Origin of the sequence: Rathayibacter sp. PhB151, from assembly GCF_004366415.1 — a bacterium.
Lineage (GTDB): Bacteria > Actinomycetota > Actinomycetes > Actinomycetales > Microbacteriaceae > Rathayibacter > Rathayibacter festucae.
This window is the reverse complement of the sequence record NZ_SOEN01000007.1, coordinates 47601-59730: the sequence shown is the minus strand read 5'-3', so window position 1 is coordinate 59730 and position 12130 is coordinate 47601. Positions and strand designations below refer to the sequence as shown.

Sequence of the window (12130 nt, the reverse complement as noted above, 5' to 3'; positions counted from 1 at the left end):
ATTTTCTCGTGTACGGTGCTGTTCCTGTCCTCCTCGCTCGAGGCGGCGCCGCTTCCGGCGCCCGCCTCCCGCTCCCGCCCCTCATCGAAGAAGAGACCACCGCCATGCTCCGACGCCTCGACGGCACCGAACCCCGGGTCATCGCCGTGACCGTGACCACCGGAAAGCGCACGGCGACACTCGCCCGCGTCGTCGAGGCGGCTCTGCAGGCCGGCGCCGACTCGGTGCACGTCGTCTTCAGCGGCAACGGCGGCCAGGAACGCGTGCTGCGCGGACTGCTCCCGGCGGGCCTCGACGCCCGAGTGAGCACCACGATCCTTCCGAACGATCTCGGCACCGCCGGCGGCTTCCGGGCCGCGATCGAGCACTGCCGCACGCAGGAGCTGGACTACGCCTGGCTCCTCGAGGACGACACCGCGCCGCGGCCGGACGCGCTCGCCGTGCTGCTGGCCTCTCCCCTGGCGCTCGATCCGCGGGCCTGCCACGCGAGTCTGCGCGAGACCGACTTCTACCAGTCCCAGCTCGTCACCGGTCGGCCCACCGCCGAGGTGTTCCCGAGCCCCGGCCGGTTCCTGGACACCGACGTGCGCCGGCTGCTGAAGCGCGGAGCCGGAGGCCGCTGCGGGGCGCGCCCGCAGGAGCCGATCGTGGTTCCGATCGCGCCCTACGGCGGCCTGCTGGTCTCCCGGGCCGCGCTCGTCGGGGTGGAGCCTCCGCGTCAGGAGTTCGTGCTCCAGGGCGACGACCGGGAGTGGACGCGGCGGATCACGCAGGCCGGCTTCACGATCACTCTCCACCCCCTCAGCCGGATCGACGATCTCGACCGGTGCCGGAGCGCGGCCGAGCGCGCGTCGGCGACCGACGTGCTCCTGCACTCCTCGAACTCCCGCGAGCTCTACCTCGCCGTCCGGAACCGGACCGCCCTCGACCTCGAGCTGGCCCGGACGGAGGGGCGCCGCGGCGGCAGCGTCTTCGCTCTGAACCGCGGGCTCTTCTGCGCCGCGCTGGCGGCCCGGGGCCTGCGATGGGGCCGGACCGCGACGACCCGCACGATCCTCCGCGGCGTCGTCGCGGGCAGCCGGGGGCGCTTCCTCTCCGTGCGCTGAGTCGTCGCCGGACCTCCGGGGCGGGCCGTCGATCCCCGGGGCGGGCCGTCGGCCCCCGGGCCGGGTCGCCGGGTCCCGGAGTCAGGCCGCCAGGAGGCCGAGTTCGACGAGCTCGTCGAGGAGCTGCTCGATCTCCGCCCGACGGCCGTCGTCGAGCACGTCGCCGAGGTCGACCGCGGCGTGGACGACCTCGGCGGCCCCTGCCCTCGAGTGCGCGTCCTGAGCGGAGAACCGCTCCCAGAGCAGCCGAGCCGACCCCTGCAGCACGACCGGCTGCGCGCTCGCGGAGGCACCGAGGGGCAGGAGGTAGAGGCCGTGCGGCGTCGCCATCGCCGCCACGCGGACCCCCGTCGCGGACGGCCGGCCGGACGTCCGCGCGCCGTCGACGACGGTCTTCGCCGCCGGAGCCGTCCGCTCGATGACGGACGCCGGCGCGGGAGCTCCGCCGACGGGAGCGGTCCTCCCGGGCGCGAGTCGCGGAGCAGCGATCGGGTCGGCTCCCATCGGAGAGGCGCGGCGCACGGCCACGAGGTCCTGGATCGCGGGCAGGAGCGCACGCGTCGCGGCGACGAAGCGCCGGGCACGCATCGCCAGGCGGGCGGAGGCGGTCGGCGGGAGCAGAGGGTGGTCGATCACGAGGTCCCGGCCGGTGGGGTGGAGCGCTCGCCGGAGCACGACGAGACGCTCCGCGAGTGTCGGCGCCTGGACGATCGCCAGCAGCCAGTCGGCCGTCCTGCTCGGCCGGCGCGTGCGCAGCCGCCAGAGCGCGTACTGGCGACTCGGCCGGGCGGGCAGGGCGACGGTCCTGCCGATCCGCGCGAGGAAGGGGGCGATCGGCTCCAGGCAGCCGAGCTCCGCGGCTCGAGCGACCACCGCCTCCTCCCGGCCCTGTGCCGCCACCACGGCGACGAGCTCCTCGAACTCCTCCTCGCTGCGCTGCTGATACGGCGAGCGCAGGCTGTGCAGGGCGGAGACCACGACGGACGTGTCGAAGCCGATCGCCCGCACCGGAACGCCGGCGACGACGATCTCGCAGCGGGTCCGCCAGAGCACCTCGAAGGCGAGCTGCGGATCGACGAAGAAGCCGGGCCAGCTGGTGTGCACGTCGATGTCGCAGGGCCAGGAGGGGTGGAGGAGGGTGATCGAGTGGGTCACGAACGCCCGGTGCGCGGCGGATCCCGGCCGGACCGACCAGCCGCGCTCTCCGAGCAGGGTGAGGAGCCGGTCCGCGTCGCCCGGGGCGACGAGGACGTCCGCGTCGCTGGAGGGGTGCGGGCGGCGGATCCGGTGCGCGTCGGCGATCGGTCCCTTGAGGAACAGGGCGCGGATCCCCGCGCCGCGGGCGAGGTCGTCCACCAGGGCGTGGACCAGGCCGACTGCGGCGACGAGCGGGAGGTCGGCGAGGGGTCGCATGGTGACTGCCGCCCCTCTCCGTCGGTGGCGCGAATCCGCACCGCAGAACACCGTAGGAGCCGTTGGTCGGAGAATTCCGCCTCGGCGCAATAAGCGGTCAATTGTGGTCGCGGAACATCACCCGGACGGGGGGAAACCACCTTCTCGGGAGCGTACGGGACCGTCCGACAGCCCGCTCGGCGTGCGGTAACGTCCCAAAGGGAAGCCCCTGTCCCCCCTTTTCTCCCCACTCACAACAGGAGCACTCGTGCGAATTCTCGTCACCGGCGGAGCCGGCTTCATCGGCTGCAACTTCGTCCACCTGACTCTCCGGGAGCGCCCTGACGCGCAGATCACCGTGCTGGACAAGCTGACCTACGCGGGCAATCGCGCCTCCCTCGCCCCGGTCGCCGACCGCATCACGTTCGTCGAGGGCGACATCGCCGACGCCGAGCTGGTCGACCGACTGGTCGCCGACGCGGACCTGGTCGTGCACTTCGCCGCGGAGTCGCACAACGACAACTCGCTGAACGACCCGACGCCGTTCCTCGAGACCAACATCATCGGCACCTTCACCCTGCTGCAGGCGGTGCGCAAGCACGACGTCCGCTACCACCACATCTCGACCGACGAGGTCTACGGCGACCTCGAGCTCGACGACCCGGCGAAGTTCACGGAGCAGACGCCGTACAACCCCTCCAGCCCGTACTCCTCGACGAAGGCCGGCAGCGACCTGCTGGTGCGCGCGTGGGTCCGCTCCTTCGGCGTGAAGGCGACGATCTCGAACTGCTCGAACAACTACGGGCCGTACCAGCACGTCGAGAAGTTCATCCCCCGGCAGATCACGAACGTCATCGACGGCGTCCGGCCGAAGCTCTACGGCGCCGGCGAGAACGTCCGCGACTGGATCCACGTCGACGACCACAACAGCGGCGTCTGGGCGATCATCGAGCGCGGGGCGCTCGGCGAGACCTACCTGATCGGCGCGGACGGCGAGAAGAACAACCTCGAGGTCGTGACCCTGATCCTCGAGGAGTTCGGCCAGGGCGCGGACGCCTTCGACCACGTGACTGACCGGCCCGGCCACGACCTCCGCTACGCGATCGACTCGACTCGACTGCGCACCGAGCTGGGCTGGGAGCCGCGCTACACCGACTTCGAGTCCGGCCTCGCCGCGACGGTGCAGTGGTATCGCGAGAACGAGGACTGGTGGCGGCCGCAGAAGGCGGCGACCGAGGCGAAGTACTCGGCACAGACCACAGAGCACTGACATCACCGAGAGAGGTACGGGGCGAGTGAGCCGTTGACTGCAAGAACTCGAGTATGGAGGAAAGTGGAGTCGATCGCCGTCGTCGAGGAGACCGAGCGAGTCACCGTTCTCGACCTCGTGCACGACGACGCCCGTCCGATCGTTCTGACGGGCTCCGCTCTCGCTGTGTGGAACGAGATCGACGGAGAGTCTGACCAGTCGGAGATCACCCGCCGGCTCGCCTCGACCTTCGATCAGGACGCCGCAGGAATGCTCGAGGACGTCGCTGCCTTTCTCCGCCACCTGGAATCCGCGCACGTGATCAGGTCCTTCGAGATTTCACGGGCCGAGCAGGAACGGAGGGCATCATGAGCGGGGCGACTGCGCTCGACCTCGGCACAGCCGTGCAACTGGCCCATGCCCTCACCGCTCATGTCGCCGAGGAAATCGGCGTGCGGTCGCTCTGTGTCAAAGGGCCGGTGCTGCATGAGCAGGAGCTCCGCGCTGCCCGCGTGTCGAGCGATGCTGATGTGCTTGTGGAACCTGACCGGCTCGACGACCTCGTATCTGCTCTACAGCGGCGCGGTTGGCAGGAGCGCTTCGTCGCCGATGTGCCGCGGATCCTGAGCAATCACGCCGTCACTCTCTTCCACCAGGAATGGCCGTGCGACATCGACGTCCACCATGGCTTCCTCGGGTTCCTTGCGCCTGAGCGGGATGTCTTCGAGACGATCTGGGCGCGTCGCAGTTCCACTCGAATTGCGGGGACGGAGGTGGTCTGCGCGGATCCCGTCGCGAATTCGGCGATGCTCGCTCTGCACTGCCTCCGTGAGATGCACGACAGCCGAAATCGCACCGAGCTCGCCGGGCTGGTCTCGGTATGGACAGCCGATCGCCGTGAGCTCGACGCCGATGACCTGCTCGATTTCGCCAATGCGACCGGATCGATGGAGACCCTTCGTCCGTTCTTGGAGCAGATCGACGTCGACGCTCCTGTGGGGCCGTTCGACTCCCGCGCCCTCGCTGCGTGGAATCTACACACCTCCTCTGTCGGGGCAGGGCGAGCTGCGGCTTGGTTGGCCGCGATCACGGCGGCACCCTGGCGAGAGCGGCCGCGGCTCCTGGCTCACGCCGTGCTCCCACCGGAGAGCGAGTATCGGCTCGAGCACCCAGAGATCGGGCCGGGGCGGAGGGACTTCGCGGCAGCGATCCGCCGACGCATCGTCAATGGTGCGCGAACACTCCCCCCGGCCGCGGTGCAGATCGCTCGGGCCCGCCGACTCGTCGCCACAGCGAGTACCGCGGAAGACATGAGCGTCGCGGCACGACCGCCCGTGAACACGATCCATTCACCGAGCACTTCATCGAGAGGCGGAGACGACATGTCGAAGTCCGTTGCCATCATCGGGACCCGCGGGTACCCGAGCTACTACGGAGGCTTCGAGACGGCTGTACGGAGGATCGCGCCCTACCTCGCCGAACGGGGCTGGGATGTCACGGTCTACGGCCGCGACGGCTCCACCAAGGACGACGACGCGAATCGCGACCCTCGAGTGAAGACGAGGGTGACCCGCGGAATCGAGTCCAAGTCGTTGAGCACGCTCACTTACGGGCTCAGCGCCTGCGTGGACGCAGTTCGGCGCAAGCCCGATGTCGCCCTCGTGATGAACGTCGCTAACGGGTTCTGGCTGCCGCTCCTCCGAGGCCGCGGCATCCCGACCGCGGTGAACGTCGACGGGATCGAGTGGGACAGAGCCAAGTGGGGAAAGATCGCAAAGAACGTCTTCCGCAGCGGCGCGAAAGCGACCGCGCTGTTCGGTGACGAACTCATCTACGACGCTGTCGAGATCTCACGGCGCTGGAAGAAGGACTTCAAGCGCGATGGGACCTTCATTCCCTACGGGGGTGACGACCCGGGACCGCTGCCCGAGGTCGAGGGATTCCCACACAGGGGCTACATCCTGATCGTTGCGCGCTTCGTCCCGGAGAACACGATCGTCGAGTTCCTGGATGCTGCGGAGATCCTCGGCGAACGTTGGCCCGTCGTGATCGTCGGCTCATCCGGATATGGAGGAGAGCTCGATGAGCGTGCTCGTAGTCTCGCTGCCGAGAAGAAGCACATCTCCTGGCTGGGCCATGTGAGTGACGATCGCAAGCTCTTCGCTTTGTGGCAGCATGCTGGCGCATATTTCCACGGCCACAGCGTCGGCGGAACAAATCCCGCATTGGTTCAAGCGATGTCATGCGGAGCACCGACCGTGGCTCGAGACACCGTGTACAACCGGGAGGTCCTCGATGACTGCGCTATCTTCGCTCAGCCCGACTCCGCGTCGATCGTCGCGGCAATCTCGCAGCTGATGAGTGACCCTGATCGCCAAGAGGAGCTGAGCGTCGGGGCCCACGCGAGGGGCCGTTCGCACTACTCGTGGGACGTCGTATGCGCCGGATATGAGGCTGTAATCGAGCAGCAGCTGGCCCGGCGGAAAGAGCGCGTGAGGTGACCGCTCGTCGGTCCGACCCGGCTCGATCGATCCGGCTGGTCCCCGAACTCCGTGCGGTTCATCTCGAGCGGTACCCGCGAACGACCCCTGCGTCAATGCTGTACTTCGAAGAGAATTACGATCTCGCGGGCATTCCTCTTCCGGCCGAGATCCGGCAGGTTCGTCTGCGATCTCTCGTCGCCGAGTTCTGGTCGTCGAAGGCCGAGATCCTCGAAATGCCCGAGCCGCTGTGGGTGAGGTTTCTCCCGCGGGGAGCAGCGATTGCGGTGCTTTTCAAAGCGACGGGGGCGGTGAGACGTCGTCGTCGGCTGATCGGCACCTATGCGATGGAGAACAACTCGCTTCCACGCCTCATCGGAGGTGAGGGGCGGGTACCGGCGCCGATCGTCCGCATCTTCGCCCTGGGACTTGGCTTGTACATGCGGCTTTTCGTCGACCGTATCGCCTTCGCCAGCACTGGAGCCGAGCACCTTTACACCGCCCTCCCGTTCGTCGGTGGCATCGACCGGAAGTTGGTCGAAGAGCTGCCTTCGGCACTCGCGGCAGAAGATACGGCCGTCGATGCCGGCTCGGCGCTCTTTGTCGGTGTGCTCGAACCGCGCAAGGGCGTCCGCGAGCTCATGTCTGCGTGGGAGCAGGTGGAGCGCTCCGAGCAGCGGGCGACGCTCACCCTTGTCGGGCCAGGGCCACTAGCGGAGGAAGTGCGGGATTGGGTCGCGCAGCGTCCTTCTTCTCGGTGCTATCTCGGTCAGAGGCCGCGACAAGAGGTGCTCGCGTTACTGCGCAAGAGTCAGTTGCTGGTCGCGCCGTCGATCCCTTACGGCCGTTGGCGCGAGCAGATCGGGCTTCCGATCAAAGAAGCCCTCTCCGTGGGCGTCACAGTGGTGACCACGCGGCAGACGGGCCTCGTCGACTGGCTGGAGGAGCACGGCCATCTGATCGTCGATCCGCCGGCGGGCAGGGCCGGGATCGATGCGCTGGCGGCTGCCATCACCCGCGCGTTCGCCGCTCCCCTCGGAAGAACGACCGTTCGTGCCAGTCTCCCCGAGGTGGAGGGGCGAGTCGTGTCCGACCTCTGGCTACACCGGGCGGCACTGTGAGTGACTCGTCGAACCCGCGAAGAACTCGGATCGTAGTGGTGAACCCCCTGGGCGGGACGCTGCTGCATTACGCGGAGGCATTGAATCAGCTACTCGTGGTGGCCGGACGCGATGTCGAGGTGATCTCGTTCGAGGAGCCGTCTGCATCCGGAGATTCCCGACACGGGTGGCTCGTCAAATACCTCCAGGCACTTGGAACCGGCGTCCGACGAGCAGGTCGACGCGGTCGACTGATCATCACATGGCCCGTACTGGGCTACTGGGACTTCTTGTTCCTCGCTGTTGTTCGAGCGTTCGGGGTGCGGCCTTCAGTGATCCTCCACGACCCTGAGCCGCTCGTGCACGCCGTCGGCTATTCCTCATCCGCACGGAGGATCGCCCGTCTCCTCTCGCCACGATCCGGGCTACTTGTGCACAGCAGATCAGCGCTCACAGTCGTCGAGACGCACGCGATGGGCCGCATGACGACCGTTCTCCCTCATCCCATCCGCAACGTCAGCCCTCCGCAGGAGGACTTGGAACGCGGAAGCGCCGTCCGTGTCCTCGGCCAGTTCAAGCCGGATCGAGACACAGCATTGCTCGAGGCGATCGCCGCCGCCGGGCCGAAGGGCGCCGCCCTCGAAGTTTGGGGTCGCGGCTGGCCGAAGATCACGGGGTGGGATGTCCACGATGGATATGTCTCAGAAGAGCGCTTGGATGAGCTGATTCGCACGGCCGGCGCGATCCTCATTCCTTATCGGCGCTTCTACCAGAGCGGTATCGCGATGCGGGCCCTCGAATGCCGAGTACCGTTCGTCGGGCCCAGCGAGAGCAGCCTTGCCGACCTCTACGGTCCTGCGTCACCACTGCTCGTCGCCCCTGGCGATGCCCAGAACGTGTCCGCCTGGTGGGACGCGATCCGTGCGGCCGGAGCCGCGTCGCCGGATGAACTGGATGCTGCCGCCCATGTCGCGTCGCGCCAGGTCGCTCGTGCTTGGGAGTCTTGGCTTGACCAGTCCCGCCCGACGGGCAAGAGGAGAACCCGATGAACCAGCTCATCTTCTGGATCGGCTTGAGCCTGGTGCTCTCGTTGTTCCTCGCTTCGCGACTCCGCCTCCTCATCGCCGTATCGGTCGGTCTCTATGTCCTTTTGCCGACCATCGCGGCCTCCCTCGTCGTGGGTAATCCCGCGGGAGTGCCGGGCATACATCCGGCCAGTTGGCTCGCACTGGTCGGCATTGCCGTCCAGGCTCTCCTCCACCTCGAGGAAACGGTGCGAGTCGCCCTTCGATACAAGCTCCTGATTGCCGCCGGCTCGATCATGACCGTTGCCGCGGTTCTCTTCACCTTCAACGCCTCCGGAGACGGCGGCCTCGGGCTGATCGTCAATCAGATCGTCGCGCCGTTCGCGCTTTTCATCCTCGTCAGGATCGAGCTCAGCCGACGGGTTTCATCTGGGCTGTTTCTTGCCCGGACGGTCGTGGCCCTCGGCGCCATCGAAGCGATGACGGCGATCGCCGTCCGGCTCGGGTTGATCACACAGCCCTTCGACATGCAGCTGTCGGGCTACAGCTGGTACGAAGTACCCTTCGTCCGAGCGCTCGGTACGCTCGACCATCCGCTCGCCCTGTCACTCCTCATGACGATGTGCATCGCGCTTCTTCCCAGCGTGCGTTCCTCGATCGCGCAAGTCTCCCTCGGCATCGCCTTCCTGGCGACCATCTTCCTCACGGAGTCACGGACCGGACTTCTTCTCGGCGCTGTCGGTCTCCTTCTCGTCATGGTCAGGAGAGGCGCCTCTCTCGGTGCGCGTCTGGCAGCACTGGGCGCCATGGCCGGTGCGCTGCTCGTCTATCTGAACTCGACGTTCGCAACGGGGCTCGCAGAGAAGCTCGTCGACGACACCGGCTCCGCGAATGCCAGGACACTGGCGGTTCAAGCCATCCTCGGCGACTGGGCTGAGTACGGCGTGGTCGGCACCGGCTCGGGAAGCAGCTTCGACGTCGCGCGATCTCTCGGGCTGCGGACGAGTTTCGAGAACCCGTTCCTCATGTACATGGTCGACTTCGGCCTCCTGTCCACCTTCGTGTACTTCGGAGCAATGACGTTAGCCGTCCTGTGGCGGGGAGCGCGCGTGACTCCTGGGGGTCAGGTCGCAGGCGTCCTCGTCCTCCTGGCGGTGCAGACCTACAGCAGCGTCGCATCGAACACGAGCGCCGGAGCCTTGCTGTGGCTGGCAGTGGCGTTCGCTGCTCGCGACATGATCACGACGCGTCCGACAGAGAACATCGTGGACACCCCGCTCTCGTCACGTCGACTTGGCCCCGGCCGACCAGCCGGGAGAAGTGGATCCGCGGCCCGCGTCCCACCGACGCCGGCTCGCGGCGGCGCGAAGTCAGCCCGAGCGGGATGGACGCGGTGACGACGTCGGGCGCTGACGAGAGCGGACGTATGGGTCGAAACGTCGCGCTCGCGACGCTCGGCAACGCATTCGCCCCGCTCGCTGCCCTCGCGACCGCGCCGATCATGGCGCAAAGCCTCGGTGTGGCCGGGCGTGGCGACGTGGCAGCTGCGACCGCACCGCTCTTCCTGGCAACGACTGCCGCAACTTTCGGCATTCCTGCTGCAGTGAACTACTCGATCGCACGTCACCCTCGCCTGATGCGATCGCTCGCGCTACGGGGCACCGTGCTGATCGCCTTCGCCGGTGTGATCGCTTCAACGGCAGTGTTCCTTGCTGCAGGCTTCCTCAGTGGTGGTGATCCCGACTTACGGGGTCTGATCGTGCTCGCTGCATCCGCCATCATCCCGGGCCTGTGCGTAGCCCTCCTGCAGGCTGTCGCGGCGGGAAGCCACCAGTGGGGGCTGGTGGCTCGAGAACGGTTCCTCACCGCGGCTACCCGGCTCGCCGCCTTCATCGCCTTCGCCGCAACGGGTCACCTCACCGTGTTCTGGGGTGTCGTCATCCTCGCTCTCTCACCAGTCCTCGGCGGATTCGCTTATTTTGGGCTGAAGCCCGCAAGCAGTACTGCGGAATCAGACGCTCGGACCGTCGTCACGATGCACTCCCTCCTCGGCTACGGGCTGCGCGTATGGATTGGATCCATCTCGGGGGTCCTGCTCACTCGGCTCGATCAGACGTTGATGACCCCGCTCGCTGGATCCTTCGCCCTCGGCCTCTACGTGGTCGCAGTCAGTATCAGCGAGTTACCGCTGATCGTGAACAACGCTGTCCGTGAAGTCACGTTCTCCGCGGATGCCGCTGAGAACAGCGACTCCCGACTCGGACTGTCGTCACGACTCTCCACCCTCGCAGCTCTCGCTGCCGCGATCACCATCGGGGCAACGCTCTGGTGGTGGCTCCCGCCAGTCTTCGGCGACGAGTTTCTCCCCGCGATACCTGTGACAGTCATCCTGCTCGGCGCTGTCGTACTAGGAAACCCAGGCTCCATCGCCGGGATCGGCTTGAGTTCGAGAGGACGCCCAGGGACTCGAAGCATGTCGCTCTTGATCTCCTGCGTCGTCAACGCGGCGATGCTGATCCTGCTCGCACCCGTCTTGGGAGCCGTCGGAGCCGCGCTTGCGACCCTTATCGGCAATGTTCTCGCGAGCAACCTCAACATCTTCTTCCTTTGGAAGCACTTCGGGGTGTCGCCGGCCGACTTCTACTTGATTCGCAGGTCGGACTTCGGAGTCCTCGCAATTGTCTTTAGGAAGCTGATGTCGCGGTTCCACCGGGGTTGATCAGCCGTCAGCTGCCGGATCGCAGAGGACGACCGGCCACGAGAAGACCTTCGACAAGCGAATCGATCTTCGGTGAAACGTCCTCGATGTCCTGCCTAGCACGCTCGATCTCGACCACTGCGAGGGAGCGATCTATGAAGGTGGACCAGGAGGAGATGCGGGCGTCCAGCCCGACCGAATCGTGGTAGTCGAGGTATTTGAAAGCAGGCTTCGCCGGAACCTCGTCTGCAAAGCTGATGAGTGAGGCCGGCGTCCTGAGGCTGTGAGACAGAATCACACCGTGCATTCCGGAACTCACGACGCTTTCGGCAGAGCGAATGAGGTCGATCATTTTTTCCGGCTCCAATGTGGGTTCTGCAACGCTATACCCGGCGGCGACCAGTTCCGAGATCCTCCTCCGTCCTGCCGCGGATCGGTAGACGGTGAAGTGCGGGATCAGCACCTTGCCCTCTCGCCGGCCTGTGACGGGCCGCAACGACCGAACCACCAGCCCTGGATCGCCGAGCTGCATCTGCTCGTCGAGCCCCAGAGCCGCTCGCGTCCTAGGCCCACGGACCGCAAGGAATCGATCGCGAACCTCTGCCGCTCGTTCAGGCGAGACGACAGGCTGGTTGAGACCACTCCCCCAGATCAATCCTCGTCCGCCGGAGGCGAAATACGGCACCAGAATCGACCCGATCGCCGCGACGTCCTCGCGCCCCAAGGGCGACCACCGCACCCGGCGCCCGAAGGTCTCCGACAGCACCAGTTCGGTCAGTTCATCGCCGTAGTTGGTGAAGGCGCGATCGAGGGGATGGAGAAGGCGCCCCCATGCGCCACCATGCGCGCGCACCTCAGCAGCGAGGACTCTGGGTGAGCGTCGGGGTGACCACCAGTAGGCAGCGAGGTCCTTCGTCACGGGTGACGTCCTTTCAAGGGTGGAGAAGCACGGATTCGACCGTTTCGGAAGTGCGGGTAGCGCTTGTGATTACCCCCACTACGGAGGACTGCTACCCCCATTCCGGAGGGCGGAGTGGAAGACTCAGCGCAGCCACCATCAGCGTATAGCTCTCCGCTACC

Annotated in this window: 10 protein-coding genes; 8 read left to right on the top strand and 2 right to left on the bottom strand. The window is 66.9% G+C overall.

Annotation, left to right across the window (positions count from 1 at the left end; translation table 11 throughout):
• Positions 1–104: 104 nt before the first annotated feature.
• Positions 105–1106: a glycosyltransferase gene (locus tag EDF35_RS07620; RefSeq protein WP_133961634.1), complete on the top strand. Its 1002-nt coding sequence runs from the start codon at positions 105–107 to the stop codon at positions 1104–1106.
• 81 nt (positions 1107–1187) lie between these two features.
• On the opposite strand, the gene EDF35_RS07615 is transcribed toward EDF35_RS07620, so the two are convergent.
• Positions 1188–2519 (bottom strand): nucleotidyltransferase family protein, encoded by a 1332-nt coding sequence (locus EDF35_RS07615; protein ID WP_133961632.1) that lies wholly within the window; start codon positions 2517–2519, stop codon positions 1188–1190.
• 247 nt (positions 2520–2766) lie between these two features.
• Between EDF35_RS07615 and rfbB the strand changes: the two genes are divergently transcribed.
• The 7 genes from rfbB to EDF35_RS07580 all read left to right on the top strand — a co-directional run bounded on the left by rfbB (position 2767) and on the right by EDF35_RS07580 (position 11071).
• The gene (gene rfbB / locus EDF35_RS07610) at positions 2767–3768 is read left to right on the top strand and encodes a dTDP-glucose 4,6-dehydratase (protein WP_127886193.1); all 1002 of its coding nucleotides are present in this window, start codon (positions 2767–2769) and stop codon (positions 3766–3768) included.
• A gap of 63 nt (positions 3769–3831) precedes the next feature.
• A complete protein-coding gene (locus tag EDF35_RS07605; protein ID WP_164874427.1) occupies positions 3832–4119 on the top strand; it encodes a PqqD family protein in 288 nt (95 codons plus the stop codon).
• The gene (locus EDF35_RS07600; protein WP_127886191.1) at positions 4116–6248 is read left to right on the top strand and encodes a glycosyltransferase; all 2133 of its coding nucleotides are present in this window, start codon (positions 4116–4118) and stop codon (positions 6246–6248) included. Before EDF35_RS07605 ends, EDF35_RS07600 begins: the two co-directional genes overlap by 4 nt.
• 95 nt (positions 6249–6343) lie before the next feature.
• Complete coding sequence (locus tag EDF35_RS07595; protein WP_133961630.1) at positions 6344–7348, top strand: glycosyltransferase; 1005 nt, start codon at positions 6344–6346, stop codon at positions 7346–7348.
• A 35-nt stretch (positions 7349–7383) separates the two neighbouring features.
• A complete protein-coding gene (locus EDF35_RS07590) occupies positions 7384–8376 on the top strand; it encodes a glycosyltransferase (protein WP_127886189.1) in 993 nt (330 codons plus the stop codon).
• Positions 8373–9749, top strand: a complete 1377-nt coding sequence (locus tag EDF35_RS07585; protein WP_127886188.1) for a hypothetical protein — start codon at positions 8373–8375, stop codon at positions 9747–9749. Before EDF35_RS07590 ends, EDF35_RS07585 begins: the two co-directional genes overlap by 4 nt.
• Entirely contained in the window at positions 9746–11071 is a 1326-nt protein-coding gene (locus tag EDF35_RS07580; RefSeq protein WP_166674045.1) for an oligosaccharide flippase family protein, read from the top strand. The genes EDF35_RS07585 and EDF35_RS07580 overlap by 4 nt, the downstream gene beginning before the upstream one ends.
• Before the next feature lie 7 nt (positions 11072–11078).
• Here EDF35_RS07580 and EDF35_RS07575 read toward each other — a convergent pair whose 3' ends face one another.
• Entirely contained in the window at positions 11079–11969 is an 891-nt protein-coding gene (locus EDF35_RS07575; protein WP_127886186.1) for a polysaccharide pyruvyl transferase family protein, read from the bottom strand.
• Between the last annotated feature and the right edge of the window lie 161 nt (positions 11970–12130).